14 protein-coding genes are annotated in these 15167 nt (G+C 72.4%); 7 read left to right on the top strand and 7 right to left on the bottom strand.

Features of this window, described 5'->3' with window-relative positions; all coding sequences use genetic code 11:
• Positions 1-15 precede the first annotated feature (15 nt).
• Positions 16-882, bottom strand: a complete 867-nt coding sequence (locus VQH23_RS05700) for an SDR family oxidoreductase (RefSeq protein WP_338664661.1) — start codon at positions 880-882, stop codon at positions 16-18.
• An 86-nt stretch (positions 883-968) separates the two neighbouring features.
• Between VQH23_RS05700 and VQH23_RS05705 the strand changes: the two genes are divergently transcribed.
• Positions 969-1940, top strand: a complete 972-nt coding sequence (locus VQH23_RS05705; RefSeq protein WP_338664662.1) for a zinc-binding dehydrogenase — start codon at positions 969-971, stop codon at positions 1938-1940.
• Positions 1941-1953: 13 nt separating this feature from the next.
• On the opposite strand, the gene VQH23_RS05710 is transcribed toward VQH23_RS05705, so the two are convergent.
• Complete coding sequence (locus VQH23_RS05710) at positions 1954-3531, bottom strand: AMP-binding protein (RefSeq protein WP_338664663.1); 1578 nt, start codon at positions 3529-3531, stop codon at positions 1954-1956.
• A 123-nt stretch (positions 3532-3654) separates the two neighbouring features.
• Here VQH23_RS05710 and VQH23_RS05715 point away from each other — a divergent pair, with 123 nt between their 5' ends.
• From VQH23_RS05715 to VQH23_RS05725, 3 genes are read left to right on the top strand one after another with little or no spacing between them, the layout of a single operon-like run.
• Positions 3655-4821, top strand: a complete 1167-nt coding sequence (locus VQH23_RS05715) for an iron-containing alcohol dehydrogenase (protein ID WP_338664664.1) — start codon at positions 3655-3657, stop codon at positions 4819-4821.
• Positions 4821-5888 carry a CoA transferase gene (locus VQH23_RS05720; RefSeq protein WP_338664665.1) on the top strand — a complete coding sequence of 356 codons (1068 nt, stop codon included), beginning with the start codon at positions 4821-4823 and terminating at the stop codon, positions 5886-5888. The genes VQH23_RS05715 and VQH23_RS05720 overlap by 1 nt, the downstream gene beginning before the upstream one ends.
• Positions 5885-6721, top strand: coding sequence for a glucose 1-dehydrogenase (locus VQH23_RS05725; protein ID WP_338664666.1), 837 nt, complete (start codon positions 5885-5887; stop codon positions 6719-6721). Before VQH23_RS05720 ends, VQH23_RS05725 begins: the two co-directional genes overlap by 4 nt.
• An 8-nt stretch (positions 6722-6729) precedes the next feature.
• Here VQH23_RS05725 and VQH23_RS05730 read toward each other — a convergent pair whose 3' ends face one another.
• Positions 6730-8823 (bottom strand): acetate--CoA ligase family protein, encoded by a 2094-nt coding sequence (locus VQH23_RS05730; RefSeq protein ID WP_338664667.1) that lies wholly within the window; start codon positions 8821-8823, stop codon positions 6730-6732.
• 11 nt (positions 8824-8834) lie between these two features.
• Positions 8835-9983, bottom strand: coding sequence for an acyl-CoA dehydrogenase (locus tag VQH23_RS05735; protein ID WP_338664668.1), 1149 nt, complete (start codon positions 9981-9983; stop codon positions 8835-8837).
• A 260-nt stretch (positions 9984-10243) separates the two neighbouring features.
• Here VQH23_RS05735 and VQH23_RS05740 point away from each other — a divergent pair, with 260 nt between their 5' ends.
• From VQH23_RS05740 to VQH23_RS05750, 3 genes are all read left to right on the top strand, one after another.
• The gene (locus VQH23_RS05740) at positions 10244-10996 is read left to right on the top strand and encodes an IclR family transcriptional regulator (protein WP_338664669.1); all 753 of its coding nucleotides are present in this window, start codon (positions 10244-10246) and stop codon (positions 10994-10996) included.
• Positions 10997-11090: 94 nt separating this feature from the next.
• The gene (locus VQH23_RS05745; protein ID WP_338664670.1) at positions 11091-12077 is read left to right on the top strand and encodes a tripartite tricarboxylate transporter substrate binding protein; all 987 of its coding nucleotides are present in this window, start codon (positions 11091-11093) and stop codon (positions 12075-12077) included.
• Positions 12078-12086: 9 nt separating this feature from the next.
• A complete protein-coding gene (locus VQH23_RS05750) occupies positions 12087-13082 on the top strand; it encodes a tripartite tricarboxylate transporter substrate binding protein (protein WP_338664671.1) in 996 nt (331 codons plus the stop codon).
• A 342-nt stretch (positions 13083-13424) separates the two neighbouring features.
• Here the strand turns inward: VQH23_RS05750 and VQH23_RS05755 are convergent, their stop codons facing one another.
• The 3 genes from VQH23_RS05755 to VQH23_RS05765 form a co-directional block, all read right to left on the bottom strand.
• Complete coding sequence (locus VQH23_RS05755; RefSeq protein WP_338664672.1) at positions 13425-13823, bottom strand: tripartite tricarboxylate transporter substrate-binding protein; 399 nt, start codon at positions 13821-13823, stop codon at positions 13425-13427.
• Positions 13811-14422 (bottom strand): tripartite tricarboxylate transporter substrate-binding protein, encoded by a 612-nt coding sequence (locus VQH23_RS05760; protein ID WP_338664673.1) that lies wholly within the window; start codon positions 14420-14422, stop codon positions 13811-13813. The genes VQH23_RS05755 and VQH23_RS05760 overlap by 13 nt, the downstream gene beginning before the upstream one ends.
• 81 nt (positions 14423-14503) lie before the next feature.
• Complete coding sequence (locus VQH23_RS05765; protein WP_338664674.1) at positions 14504-15163, bottom strand: TetR/AcrR family transcriptional regulator; 660 nt, start codon at positions 15161-15163, stop codon at positions 14504-14506.
• Positions 15164-15167 lie beyond the last annotated feature (4 nt).

Here is a 15167-nt window from a genome sequence, read left to right on the forward strand (position 1 = left end):
AAGGTCGGCCCAAGATCAGTCTCGCGCAATGCCGACACCGAGTCCGCCATCGACTATTAGGCAGTGGCCGTTCACATACGAGGCTTCGTTGGAGATCAGGAACAGGGCGGCATAAGCGACCTCCCAGCCCGTTCCCTGGCGTCCGAACGGCACCAGCGCGGCCCTGCTGGCCCGGTTCCGGCTGGCGTCCCGCCCCATGGGCGTGTCCATGAGGCCGGGCGCCACACTGTTGCAGCGGATGCCCAAGGGCTCGCCAGCACGGGCGACGCTGCGCGCCAGGGCTACCTGCGCGGCCTTGGAGGTTTCGTAGGCCGGGTTGCGGGAAGTCGCACGCTGGCTCGCCAGCGACGAGATCAGGACGATCGACCCACCGGGCTTCATCACCCGCAATGCCTGCTGCGCAAACAGCATGTTGCTCCGGACGTTCACGGCAAAGACGCGGTCCCAGTCCTCGGGCGTCAGCTCTTCCATCTTCTGCCGGGTAGAGATGCCGACGTTGAGCACGAGCCCGTCGAGGCCGCCGAGCCCTGCCCGCGCCTCCTCCACCGCCCGCGGGATCGCCTCCACCTCGGACACGTCCGCAAGGATCGGGACGGCGCGCCCGCCTTCCCGCCCGACGATGCCGCAGGTCTCCTCCACTGCGTCCCCCGCGATGTCGAGGCACGCCACGGCGGCGCCCTCCCGCGCGAAGAGCACGGCCATGGCGCGCCCGTTCCCCACAGGCGGGTCCGGATCGGCGCTGCCGCGCTGGCCGGCGCCCACCACCAGCACGCGCCGGCCCGTCAGGCGCTGGAAGCGCGGGCCCTGCCCCAGGGACTCGGGATGAACCTGCCGGGCCGGGTCCTCCGTCCGGGGTGGGTGGTTCATGCCGGGTGCGTCCATGGTCTGGTCCTTTCTGCGGGCGGGCTCGCTGGCGGCGGCGGGAAGGATCCGCCAGACTGGCCGGCAACGATGAGGAGGGACGGGCCATGAGAGCCGTGGTCGTGACGGAGGACGGGCCAGGGCTGCGGGACCTCCCGGTTCCCCGCCCTGGCCCCTCGGAGGTCCTCGTGCGCGTGCGCGCGGCCGGGCTGAACCGGGCGGATCTCGGCATCGCGGCCGGCCACGCCCACGGCGCCCAGGGCGGCGCGGGCGCGGTGCTCGGCCTGGAATGGGCGGGCGAGGTGGAGGCGGTCGGCGCGGAGGTGACGGAGGTCGGGCCCGGCGACCGCGTGATGTGTTCCGGCGCGGGCGGCTACGCCGAGTACGCGGTAGCGGATCGCGGCCGGGTGGCGCGGCTGCCGGACAGCAATATGGGCTTCGTCCAGGCCGCCACCCTCCCCGTGGCGTTGCAGACCATGCACGACGCGGTCGTGACCAACGGACGGCTGCGGCCGGGCGAGGCGGTGCTGGTTCAAGGCGCCAGCTCCGGCGTGGGGCTGATGGCGATGCAGATCGCGCGGGCGATGGGCGCGGGGCTGGTCATCGGTACCTCCACCAGCCCGGAGCGCCGGGCGCGGCTGGGGGAGTTCGGCGCGGGGCTGGCGCTGGACACGGGCGACGCCGCCTGGCCCGAGGCCGTGCTCGCCGCGACGGAAGGCCGCGGCGTGGCACTGGTGGTGGACCAGGTCTCCGGCCCGATGATGAACGCGAACCTGCAGGCTACCGCCATCCTCGGCCGCATCGTCAATGTCGGGCGGCTCGGCGGCCAGGCGGCGCCCTTCGACTTCGACCTGCACGCGCTGCGCCGCATCGCCTATGTCGGCGTCACCTTCCGCACCCGCAGCGTGGAGGAGGTGCGCGAGATCAACCGCCGCATGCGCGCCGATCTCTGGGACGCGCTGGAGGCCGGGCGCCTGCGCCTGCCGGTCGCGGCCGAGTTCGCGCTGGAGGAGGCGGCCGAGGCGCTGGATCATATGCGGGCCAACCGGCACTTCGGGAAGATCGTGCTGCGGGTGTAAGGGGGCACGCCCCTTATCCCACGGCCCGGGCCTGCCCCTCCCAGTAGGGGGCACGCAGCGCCTTCTTGTCGGGCTTGCCGAGCACGGTCAGGGGGAGGCTCTCCACGAAGTCCACCGTTTTCGGCGCAGCGACCGCCCCTTTGCGCTCCTTCACGTAGGTCGCGAGTTCGGCCGCCGTGACGGCCATGCCGGGGCGGCAGACGACGATCGCCTTCACCGCCTCGCCCCAGCGCGAGTCCGGCACGCCGATCACGGCGGCGGCAGAGACGGCAGGGTGGGCGGTCAGCACGTCCTCCACCTCCTTCGGATAGACGTTGAAGCCGCCCGACACGACCATGTCCTTCTTGCGGTCCACGATGAAGAAGAAGCCGCGCGCGTCGCGATAGGCCATGTCCCCCGTATGCAGCCAGCCGTTGCGCAGCACCTCCGCCGTCAACTCCGGCTGCTTCAGGTAGCCCGCCATCACCAGCGGGCCGCGCACGCAGATCTCGCCAATTTCGCCCTGCGGCACCTCCTCGTCCCGCTCGTCCAGCAGCCGCACCGTGATACCGGGATAGGGCTTGCCGGCGGAGGACAGGATTCGCTCGTCCGGGTCCGTGTGGTCGAGGCGGGAGAGGGTGAGGATCGCGCTCGGCGCCTCGCTCTGCCCGTAACCCTGCTGCAGCACGGGGCCGAAAACCTCCAGCGCCTCCCGGATGCGGGCCGGTGACATCGGCGCGGCGCCGTACATGAGCGTCTCCAGCCCGGAGAGATCGATCGTTCGTGTGCGGGGGTGGTCCAGCAGCTTGTAGACCATCGTGGGCACCAGGAAGGTGGCGGTGGCGCCGTGCTCCTCCAGCGCGTCCAGAAAGCGGTCGGGATCGAAGCCCTTCTGCAGGATCACCGTGCCGCCGCGCCACAGCACGGGGATCAGCGTGGCGCCCGCCCCGTGCGAGATGGGGGTGGGGCAGAGAAAGCGCGGCGCGTCGCTCCAGGCCCGGCCGGCCATCAGCAGCAGCGTCTGCGTCATCGTCGCTCGGCCGGGCAGCATCACGCCTTTCGGCCTTCCCGTGGTGCCGCCGGTATAGGCCAGGCGGATGACGTCGTCCGGCGTCGCCTCGGACGGGAGCGGGGCCGGGATGTGGCGGGACGCCTCCGCCCAGAAGCCGAGAAGGCCTTCGGCGGCCTCGTGCAGGTACCAGTGCGCCACGCCCGGCACGCGGCCGCGCAGAGCATGTGCCCGCTCGGCATAGGCGCCGTCCGCCAGCATAACCTTCGCGTCGCAGTGCTCGAGAATGTAGGCGTGGTCCTCGATCCCCCCCATCGCCTGCAGCGTGACGGAGCGGAGGCCGAGAAGGTAGAGCGCGGCGGTGACAAAGAAGACCTCCGGCCGGTTGCCGGAGAGCTGCACCACCGTGTCGCCCTTCCGCAGGCCGAGGGCGTGCAGGTGCTGCACGGCGCGGCTGATCGCGTCCCGTGTCTCCCCGTAGGTGAAGCGGCGCGCGCCGTCGATGAAGGCGGTGCGGTCGGGGTAACGGTCCAGCAGGGTGACGATCATATCGCCGACGGTGCCGCCGTCGTGGACCGACGGCCCGCGCTGCTGCTTTTCCATGAGGCCCGATCCCTCCCTTCCGCGTCCCTTCGCTCGGCGCCTTGACTACGTCTTCTCGGAGCGATCTACATCCTATCGTAGGATTTGGCGGGAACAAGCCGCCGTCGCCCCACGAGGAAGCGAATGCCCGATCCCGCGCTCTCATGCTTCGGTATGGGCTGGCCGAACCCGGCCCTCTTCGGCTGCGGCAGCATCGCGCAGCTCGGCGGGCGGCTGCGCGGGCTGGGTGCCACGCGCGTGCTCCTCGCCTCCGATGCGGGCCTGCAAAGGGCGGGGCTGGTGGACCGCGTGGCCGGCCTGCTCCGGGATGCCGGCCTCGCCGTGGAGATCGACACCGGCGTCAGCCCCAACCCGCGCGAGGCGGAGGTGGAGGCGATGCACGCGCTCTGGGGCGCCACGGGCTGCAACGCGATCGTCGCGCTCGGCGATGGCAGCACGATCGATGCGGTGAAGGGCGCCTGCTTGCGCCGCTTCACCGGCCGCTCCCTCGGCAGCCTCTTCGACGACGGCATCCACGAAGCCCCGCACCAGCCGCTGCGCTTCGTCGCCGTCCCCACCACCTCCGGCACGGGCAGCGAGACGACGCTGGGCGCGGTGCTGAAGACGCCGCGGCGCAAGCTGGTGCTGCGGAGCGAGCACCTGCGGCCGGCGCTCACCGTGCTCGACCCGGAACTGGTGGCGAGCCTTCCCCCGCGCGCCACCGCCGCCACGGGGCTGGACGTGATCATGCACGCGCTGGGCGTCCTCACCTCCAACCGCCCGCACCCGATCGGCGACATGGTCGGGGCCGAGGCCATGCGGCGGGCGGCGGCCCACCTCCCCCGCGCGGTGGCGGATGGCGGCGACCTGGAGGCGCGGTCCGAGATGATGCTGGCCAGCTACCTGGCGGGGCACGGCATCACGCTGAAGGGCGTGGACGGCATTCACGGCCTCTCGACGCCGGTGGAGTCCCTGACGGACTGCATCCACGCCGATTCCCTCGGCGTGATCTTCCCCCATGTCATGCGCTTCAACATGCCGGTCGCGGCCGGGCGATATGCCTGGATTGCGCGGATGATCGGCGCCGCGGGGGCGGATGCCTCGGAGGAGGGCGCGGCAGAGGCGCTGGTGACACACCTCGTCGTCCTGCGGGACCGCTTCGGCATGCCGGACCGTCTCGGCGCGCTCGGCGTGGAGCGCGGCATGATCCCGGAACTGGCCCGGCAGGCCGGGCTGAGCGCGGCGACCAAGGGAAATGCGCGCCCGCTGGATGCCGCGGACGCCGTCGCGCTCTACGAGAGGATGATCTGATGCCCGCCCCGCTGCACGGCCTGCGCGTGCTCGACTTCTCGGAGCTTCTTCCCGGCCCCTTCCTGACGGGCTGCCTGGCGGAGCTCGGCGCCGAGGTGCTGAAGGTGGAGCGGCCGCCCGCGGGCGACCCGGTGCGGCGGATGTCCCCCGGCGTCTTCGGGGCGGTGAACCGCGGCAAGGGCAGCGTGCTGATCGACCTGAAGCGGCCGGAGGGCCGCGAGAGGGCGCTGTCCCTGGTGGCGGAGCACGACGTGCTGGTGGAGAGTTTCCGCCCGGGCGTGATGGCGCGGCTGGGGCTGGGCTACGCGGATCTGGCGGCGGCCAACCCTCGCCTGATCTACGCCTCGCTGAGCGGCTACGGGCAGGACGGGCCCTTGGCCGCGGTGCCCGGCCACGACCTGAACTACCTGTCGGTGGCGGGGATGCAGTCCATCTCCGGCGGCGGCGCGGGCGTGCCGGTGGCGGACCTCTGTGGCTCGGTCTACGGGCTGGCGGGCGTGCTGGCGGCCCTGGTGCAGCGCGGCGCCACCGGACGGGGGCAGTTCCTCGACGTGTCGCTGACGGAGTGCGCCCTGCACTGGATGAACCCGCGCCTCGGCCGCTTCGCCGGCGCGGGGGCGGAGACGCTGGAGGCGCAGCGGCGCATGTCCCTCGCCCGCCCGGGCTACGGCGCTTTCCCGTGCCGGGACGGCAAGGCCATCAGCATCGGCGCGCTGGAGGACCACTTCTGGGGCCGCCTCGCCACGGCCCTGCAACTGGCCCCTTACGACACGGCCAGTCACGCGCGGATGGCCCAGCGTGTGCCGGAGACCGAGGCGATCAACGCCCGGATCGCCGAGCGCTGCGCCGGGGAGGACCGCGACGGGCTGCTGGAGCGCCTGATCGCCGCCGATGTGCCAGCCGCGCCGGTGCTGGCGCCGGGCGAGCTGGCAGGCTTCCCCCATTTCGTGGCGCGCGGCGCGATGCAGGGGACGGAGACGGGCCCGCTCGCCCGCTTCCCCGTGCGGCTGGAGGGCATGGAACCGCCCGGGCCCGCGCCCGCGCTGGACGCGGGAGCCGGCCGGTGAGCGCCGCCCCCCCGCCGCGCATCGCGCGGGACCTGGAGGGCAAGGTGGCGATCGTCACCGGCGCGGGATCGCGCGCCGAGGGCATCGGCAACGGCCGCGCCGCCGCCATCCTCCTGGCCGAGGCCGGGGTGGGCGTGGTTCTTGTGGATTCGGAGCGCGCCTGGGCCGAGCGGACGGCGGAGATGATCGCCGGGGAGGGCGGCCATTCCGTGGTGGTCGAGGCCGACGTGACGCGGCCGGAGGATTGCAGGCGGATCGTGGAGGAGGCCGTCGCCCGCTTCGGCGGCGTGGACGTTCTGGTGAACAATGTCGGCATCGGCGGCCCGAAGGGGACGGCGGTGGAGGTGGACCTGGAGGCCTGGAACCACGGCCTTCTCGTGAACGTCACCTCCATGATGCTGATGGCGAAGTTCGCGGTGCCGGAGATGGTGCGGCGCGGCGGCGGGGCGATCGTGAACATCGCCTCCGTCGCGGGGCTGCGCGGGGGCACGCCGAACCTCCTCTACCCGACATCGAAGGGCGCGGTGGTGAACATGACCCGCGCCATGGCCGTGCACCACGCGCGGGAGGGCATCCGGGTGAACTGCGTCTGCCCGGGCATGCTGCACACGCCGATGATGTACGCGGGCGGCATGACGGAGGAGATGCGGGAGGCCCGGCGCAACCGGTCCCTCCTCCGCACGGAGGGATCGGGCTGGGATTGCGGGGCGGCGGTGCTCTACCTCGCTTCCGGCCATGCGCGCTGGGTCACGGGCACGATCCTGCCGGTGGATGCGGGCGCGACGGCCACCAGCTCGCTCGACCTGCCGGACCGGCGGCAGCCGCCGCCCTAGTCGCCCCTTCAGCCCCGCAGCGTCACCACCGCGTCCAGCGCCCAGGCGCCCTCGCCCACCGCGCCGACGCGCAGGGGGTTAATCTCGATCTCCTCGATCCCCTCCGGCCGCGTCTCGACCAGGGCGGAGAGGGCCGCCATGGCCGCGCAGAGCGCCTCCAGGTCGCAGGGCGGCGCGCCGCGCAGGCCCCTCAGCAGCGGGAAGCCGCGCAGCTCCCGCAGCATGCGCCCGGCCTCGGCGGCATCGACGGGCAGGAGGCGGCGGGACACGTCGCGGAGCAGCTCCACATGGATGCCGCCCAGCCCGCAGGTCATCACCTGGCCCAGCACCGGGTCGCGCGAGACGGAGAGCAGGACCTCCTGCCCGCCGGAAGGCGCCATGCGCTCCACCAGAGCGCCCTCGATCCGCGCCTCCGGGTGATGCGCGCGGGCGGCGCGGGTGACAGCCTCGAAGGCCGCGCCCGCCTCCTCCGCCGTCCGCAGCCCGAGCGCCACACCGCCGATGTCGGACTTGTGGAGGATGTCGGCGCTGGCGATCTTCACCGCGACCGGTAAGGCCAGCCGCGAGGCGATCTCCGCCGCCTCGGCGCCCGAGCGGGCGATGGCGCCGTCCGGCACCGCGAGCCCGGCCGCGCGCAGCATCTCCTTCCCCTCCGCCTCGGACAGCGTCCGGGTGGGCCCGTCCGGCGGCCCGGCGCCCAGGCCCCGCGGCATCGCGCCCGCCTCCCACGCGCCGCGGTCGATGAAGCGGCGGAACGCCTTGGCGGCGTTGCGAAGGCTGCGGACCGGCACCATCCCCGCCTCCGCGAAGTGGCGGTAGGCCGCGCCCGTGCGCTCGCTCATCCAGACCGGGACGAGCGGCACGGGGGAGAGCCGCTGCGCCGCCGCCATCCGCTCCGCAACGGTCAGCGAGACGGGGCCGTAGTCGAGCGGCATCGGCAGCATCACCAGCGACACGGCGGGGTCGTTCGCGACCGCCGCCAGCGTCTCCTCGATCACGGCCGGGTTCGTCAGGGTGACCGTGGTCGTGTCCACGGGGTTGCCGAGGGCGGCGAAGGAGGGGAGCTTCTCCGCCAGGACCGCGATGGTCTCCAGCGCGAACTCCGCCAGCACGATGCCGGCCTGCCCCACCATGTCCGCCGCCAGCGCGCAGGCCCCGCCGGAGGAGCCGAACACGGCGATCCGCGCCCCCCGCCGTGGCCGCCCGCGCGCGAGCAGGGAGGCGACGTCCACCAGCTCGTCCACGTCGTCCACCTCGATCATGCCGGTCTGGCGGAACGCGGCGCTGTTCACCTCGGCCGAGCCGGTGAGCGAGGCGGTATGCGACGCCGCCGCCCGCATCCCGTACTCCGAGCGGCCGACCTTCAGCGCCACGACCGGCTTCCCGGCCTCCGCCGCCGCCCGCGCCGCGGCGAGGAAGCGCGGCCCGTCCTTGATCCCCTCCAAGATCGTGCCGATCACCCGCACGTCGGGCGCGCCCGCCATGTAGTGAATGAAGTCGGCGACCTGCAGGTCCACCTCGTTGCCGGTGGAGCACCACAGGGCGAAGCCCGCCCCGCGCTCCATGGCCTGCATCAGGTTCCGCCCGAGCCCGCCGCCCTGCGTCGCCAGCCCGATCGGGCCGGGGCGCAGGTCGTCCTTGAAGGCGGGGGAGAAGGTGAAGCCGAGCCGCCGGTTGATGTTCGTCACGCCCGGGCAGTTCGGACCGTAGAGGCGCATCCCCGTGGACTGCGCCAGCGCCCTCATCTCCGCCTCGACCGCCCGGCCCTCCTCGCCCGTCTCGCCGAAGCCGGAGGTGAGGATGACGCAGACCTTCACGCCGATCGCCGCGCACTCGCGCAGCGCCTCCATCACCCCGGCGGCGGGCACGGCGATCACGGCCAGCTCCGGCGCGGAGGGCAGGTCGGCGACGCGCCGGTGGCAGGGCAGGCCCCGCACCTCCGGCCGCGTCGCGTTCACCAGGTGCAGGGTGCCGCGGAAATCCGAGTGGTCCACGATGTTGGCCAGCGTACGCCCGCCCACGCTCGCTGCGCGCTCCGAGGCGCCGACGAGCACGACGGAGCGCGGGTCGAAGAGCGGGGAGAGATCGGAGAAGCCGCTCATGCCCATGCTGCTCATGTCAGCGCCGAGAGCCCGAGGATCTCCCGCCCGGCGATGAGGGTCTGGATCTCCGTCGTCCCCTCCGGGATCATGCCGCCGCGCGTGTCGCGGAAGATGCGCTCGATCGGGTAGTCGGTGGAGTAGCCCATGCCGCCATGCACCTGCAGCGCCATGTTCGCCACCTCGTGCGCCGCCTCCGTCGCGTAGAGCTTGGCGATGGAGCACTCCGTGCGCGCGTCGCGCCCGCGGTCCAGTGCCGTGGCGGCGTTGTAGGCCAGGGCGCGGGCCGCCTCCGTGCGGATCGTCATGTCGACGATGTGCTTCTGGATCAGCTGGAAGCTGCCAATGGGCTTGCCGAACTGCTTGCGGGTCCTCGCGTACTCCACGGAGAGATCCAGCGCGGCCTGCGCCGCCCCCACCGCGCCCATGGCGATGTTTACCCGCGCGGCGTTCAGCCCCTTCAGCACGTTCCGGAAGGCGCCGCCCTCCTCGCCCAGCAGGTTCTCCCGCGGGATGACCACGTCGCTGAAGCCCAGCTCCGCCGTGCCGGTGCAGCGCAGCACCATCGTGTCCAGCGGCCGCACGTCGTAGGGCGAGACCTCCCGCTCCACGATGAAGGCGGAGAGCCCGCCGTCGCAGTCCGGGCTGAAGGTGCGGGCGATGACGATGGCAAAGTCGGCGTTCGCGCCGTTGGTGATCCACATCTTCCGTCCGTTGAGGACGTAGGTGTCGCCCCTGCGGTCGGCCCGCGCCTGGACGCCGGCGGCGTTGGATCCGGTGTCCGGCTCCGTGAGCCCGAAGCAGGCGCGCCGCCGGTTCTCCAGCAGCGGCCGCATGAAGCGCGCGTGCTGCTCCGGCGTGCCGTAGGCGTGCAGCCGGTTGATGGCGCCGTTGGTGATGTTCACCAGCGTCCGGAGCGACATCCAGAAGTAGCCGCTCTGCTCCAGCAGCATGCCCCAGGTGACGTAGTCCAGCCCGAAGCCGCCATCGGCCTCCGGCAGCCGGCCGCCAAGATAGCCGAACTCCGCCAACTCCCCCAGGATCTCGAAGGGAAAGGTCTTCGCCGCCTCGTGCCCGTTGATCACGGGCGCGACGCGGCGCTCCATGAAGCGGCGCACGTTGTCGCGCAGCAGCTCCTGCTCGGGGGTGAGGTCAACGGCCACGGGCACCCCCGGGCCAGGGCGCCGCGTCCGGATGCCGCGATCGGTGATGCCCCGCCGTGAGACGTGCCATGCCCGTTCCCTTCCCATCGCCGGGCGCTCCCCGCCCTGGCGTCCAAGTCTGGTGAAGTGATGGTAGCCTCCGTGACTCTTGAGTCAACAGCCTGCCTGGAAGGTCACGGCAGGCCCTGCCCATCCCGCCCTGGAAAGCGCGCGCCCGCTCCTCTAACGGCAGGGCCCACCGGACCCTTCCTGGAACGCCCATGCCGACCACCGTCCCGGCGACCCTGCGCACCCTCGCCGTCTTCGAGGTCTTCGCCCGGGAGCAGCGCGACCTCTCCAACGCCGAGGTCGCCCGCCTCATCGGCCTGGCGGAGAGCAGCACCTCGGACCTGCTGCACACGCTGCACGAGGCGGGATACCTGCTCCGCACCGTCCGCTCCCGCCGCTTCTATCCCACGCGCCGCCTTCTGGAGGTCGCGCGGCAGTCGGCGGAGCGGGACCCGATCGCCACCTTCGCGGCGGACGCCATCGCGGCGCTGAGCGAGCGCACGGGCGAGACCGCCATTTGCGGCCGGCCGGACGGCATGCGCGTGCAGGTCGTCGCCATCCAGGAGGGCAGCCATCCCCTGCGCTTCATGCTGCGGCCGGGGGAGCGCCTGGCCATGCACGCCTCCGCGCTCGGCAAGGCGCTGCTCGCGCTGATGCCGCCGGAGGAGATGCGCCGGGCGGTCCGCGCCCGCCCCCTGCGCCAGCTCGGCCCCGCCACCATCACGGACCCCGCCCGGCTGGAAGCGGCGGTGGAGGAGGTGCGGGCGCGGGGATGGGCCTGGGTGGCCGGCGAGGCGGGCGAGGGCGTGGCCGCCATCGCCATCGCCGGGCTGGTCGGCGGAGAGCCCCTGGCCGTCTCCCTCGCCGGCCCCACCAGCCGGCTGGAGGCGAGCCGGGACGCCTATCGCGCCGCGCTGGAGGAGGCGCGCCCCCTCCTCTTCGGCCCCAGCCAGTCCACGGGGTGAAGACGCGCGTTGATTCATCCCCTCCCTTCGGTATCCTGAAGGTCACTCCGATGACTCGGAGGTCACGGCGCAAAGCCGGATGCGGGAGGAAGGGATGCGGATCACCAGACGGGCCCTGGGCCTGGGGATGGCGGCGCTCGGCGCTGCGGGTGGCGTCGGGCGCGCGGCGGCGCAGGGCGGCTATCCCAACCGCTCGATCACCTGGATCGTGCCCTTCACCCCGGCGGGGATCACGGACGTCAATTCCCGCCTCTTCGCGCGCAAGCTCGGCGCGGAGCTCGGCCAGACCGTCATCATCGACAACCGCCCCGGCGCCGGCGGCACCCTGGGGACGGAGATGGGCGCGCGCGCCGCGCCCGACGGCTACACGATGATGTACGGAACCCAGGGCACGCTCGCCACCGCGCCCGCCCTCTTCCGGCGCCTGCCCTACGATCCCCTGCGCAGCTTCATCCCCATCCAGGCCATGTTCGAGACGCCGAACGTGCTGGTGGTCCATCCCTCCCGCCCCTACCGCACGGCGAAGGACTTGATCGCCTATGCCAAGGCCAATCCGGGCAAGGTGAATTTCGGCAGCTCCGGCGTGGGCACCGGCACGCACCTGGCCGCCGTGCTGTTCCAGACCGTGGCCGGCATCGAGATGACGCACGTGCCCTATCCCGGAAGCGGCCCGGCGCTGACGGACCTGATCGCGGGCACGCTGGACATCATGTTCGACTACGCCGTCGCCACGCGGGATCACATCGAGGGCAACCGCCTGCGCCCGCTGCTGGTCACGGCGAAGGAGCGGATTCCGGCGGTGCCGGAGGTGCCCACCGTGACGGAGATCGGCCTGCCGGAGGCCGCCTCCGCCGCCTGGTCCGGCATCCTCCTCCCCGCCGGCTCCCCGCCCAAGGCGGTGGAGAGGCTGGCCGCGGAGGCCGCCGTGACGATCCGCGACCCGGAGATCCGCCGCGTGGCCGAATCCAACGGCAGCCGCCCGATGGTGGAACTGAGCCGCGACAGCTTCGCGCGCTTCATCGAGGCGGAGATCCCGCGCTGGGCGGAGATCGTCCGCCGCTCCGGCGCGCAGCCGAGCTGAGGAGCCGCCATGCCCATCGGCCGACGCGCCCTCGCCCTCGGCGGCCTCGCCCTTGCCGGGCAGGCCCTCCGTCCAGGCCGCGCAGCGGCGCAGGGAACCACCCCCTACCCGTCCCGCCCCATCACCTGGATCGTGCCCTTCAACGCGGCGGGGGTGACCGACTCCACTTCCCGCCTCGCCGCCCGCAAGCTCGGCGGGAGGCTCGGCCAGCCCGTGGTGATCGAGAACCGGCCCGGCGCCGGCGGCACGCTGGGCACGGAGTACGCCGCGCGCGCCGCGCCGGACGGCTACACCGTCCTCTACGGCACCAACGCCGCCATGGCCGGAGCCCCCGCCCTGTACCGCCGCCTGGGCTACCACCCCGTCCGCAGCTTCACGCCGCTGCAGGGCCTGTTCGAATCCTCTAACGTGCTCGTCGCCAACCCCTCGCGCCCTTACCGCACGGCCGAGGAGTTCATCCGCTTCGCCCGCGCCAAGCCCGGGCGCGTCAACCTCGCTCATGCCGGCGTCGGCACCTCCACGCACCTCACGGCCGTGCTGTTCGAGTCCATCGCCGGAATCGAGATGACCCACGTCGCCTACACCGGCGCCGCGCCCGCGCTGACCGACCTCCTGGCGGGCAACGTGGACGTGATGTTCGACTACGTGGCCACCACGCGGGACGCCATCGCCGACGGCCGCATGCGCCCGCTCGCCGTCACCGCCCGGGCGCGCATCCCCGCCCTGCCCGACGTGCCCACGGTGGCGGAAGTCGGGCTGCCCGACGCCTGGTCCTCCACCTGGTCGGGCCTCTTCATGCCGGCCGGCGCGCCCGCGCCGATGGTCGAGCGCCTGACCGCCGCCGCCGCTTCCGTGATCCGAGACCCGGAGATGCGCGCCTTCGGCGAAGGCAACGGCAGCCGCCCGATGGAGGAGCTGAGCGGCGAGGCGTTTGGCCGCTTCGTCGCAGCGGAAATGGAGCGCTGGGGCGAGATCGTCCGCCGGTCGGGCGCGCAGCCCCTCTGATGCCGGGGCGCGCTGGGCCTGGCCCGGCGGCCCCGGGGAAAGGCTTTGCCTTCCCCCGGCCCCCCATCCACTAGGAGCCTGAGGCTCCTGGACCTGCAGCGGGCTGCCGCGGATGCGATGATGGAGGGTGTTTCTAACCCCTACGCAACCGTCTTGCCTGTCCGGGCGCCTCGGGTCCACGACCCGAGGCGTTGGCCAGTGAAACAAGCACCAACGCATAGAAAGATGATGGAGGGGGTTCCAGGGGGAGGAAGAATTCCTTCTTCCTCCCCCTGGCCACGGCGGGCCTCGACAAGGTCAGCAAAGGCCCGGCGGTGGCAAGAAGAACCGGGCTTCCCGCCCTCACTCCATGCGGATGTTGGCGCTTCGGATCACCGCGCTGATGCTGGTCCGCTCTGCCGAGAGGGCGGCGGCGAAGTCCTGTGGTCCCAGCCAGGCGGACTGCCCGCCAAGTTCCTTGATGCGTTCCGAGAAGCCGGGATGGCTCACGGTGCGCCGGACCGCGTCCGTCAGGTAGGCGACCAAAGGGGGTGGCATGTCTGGGGGGCCGCCCAGCCCGACCCAGGTGGTCATGATCACGCCGGGCACGATGCTGTCCAGCGTGACGGCATCCGGGAAGTCCGGATGGGGCTGCTCCCCCGTCACTGCGACAGCGCGTAGCGATCCGCCGCGCACATGGGAAAGGGGGGGGCTGATGCTGTCGATCATGAAATCGATCTTGCCGCCGATCAGGTCGGCCACCGCCGGGCCGCTGCCGCGGTAGGGCACATGCGTCGCCTCGAAGCGCCCCCCCCTTCTTCAGCATCTCCATCACGATGTGCTGCGAGGTGCCCGGCCCCGGGGTACCGTAGGACAAGGGGATGGAGCGGGACCGCGCGCGCTGCCTCCAGCAGCTGGCGAACGTCGCGGAAGGGAGACTCTTTCGGCACGACCATCACCAGCTGTCCGACCGTAATCCGCGCTATGGCGGTGATGTCCCGCTCAGGGTCGTAGGGCACGCGCATCATGAGCGGATTGGTGACGACCTGGCCGGGGGTGAGCATCAGCAGGGTGTAACCGTCGGCGGAGGCGCGCGCCGTCATTTCCGTGGCCACGTTGCCGCCGGCGCCGGAGCGGTTCTCGAGCACGACCTGCTGGCCCAGGATCTCCGATAAGATGGGGGCGGCGAGGCGGGCCGCGATGTCGGTCGCGCCACCCGGTGCGAAGCCGATCAGCAGCCGGACGGGCCTGGACGGATAGCCGGGCGGCGGCTGTGGGGCGGGGTGCGCGGGCAGCGGAAAGACGTTGGCAAGGGGCGACGCAGCCCCAAGGGCCAGCAGGCCCCGCCGGGTCCAGCTCATGACGGGTCCTCCTCCCGGCGGGTGCCCCCGCCGGCGCCGCTCTCCGGCGGTGACCTACTGGTCCTGAAAGTTACCCGAGAGTCAAGTTTTCGTCGGGGTCCAGCCGGGCCCGCGCAGACCGTCCAGCACAAAGCCGGCGAAGGTCTCGCCGATCTGCCGTCCGGTAAGCGCGCCGTCCGGCGCGTACCAGCGGGCGATGTGGTTAATAGCCCCCATGAAGAAGGCGACGACGAGTCTCGGGTCGCCTGGCGCGACCGACCCGGCATCCATGGCCGCCTGCACCATGTCGCGCAGCGCACGGTCCGCCTCCCGCATGCGCCCGCGGATAGGCTCGGCGAGCTCTGGCGGGAGGGAGGTGACCGGCTCCGCGAGGACGGCGTAGGAGCCGAGCTCGCTCGTCACGAGATCAATATAGTTCACGATATAGAGGCGCAGCTGCTCCAGCGGGTCCTCGCTGGCAGCGAAGGCGGTCTTGCGCGCCTCTGCACCCGCGTCGAAGGCGATCGTCTTCGCCTCGTAGAGGATCTCGTGCTTCGTGCGGACGTAGCGGTAGAGCGCGGGCTTGGTGACGCCGAGCGCTTCCGCGATCTCCTCCAGCGAGGTGTTGTGAAAGCCCCGGCGCCCGAAGGCGCGGGCGGCCTCTCGCACCAGGGCGCGGCGCTTCGTCTCGAACTGGGCCTCGCGCGCCGGGACGGCATCCGCCCAGCGCGCCGGCTTCTTCACGCTTGCCGTCCGAGTCATTCCG

Origin of the sequence: Pararoseomonas sp. SCSIO 73927, assembly GCF_037040815.1 — a bacterium.
GTDB lineage: Bacteria > Pseudomonadota > Alphaproteobacteria > Acetobacterales > Acetobacteraceae > Roseomonas.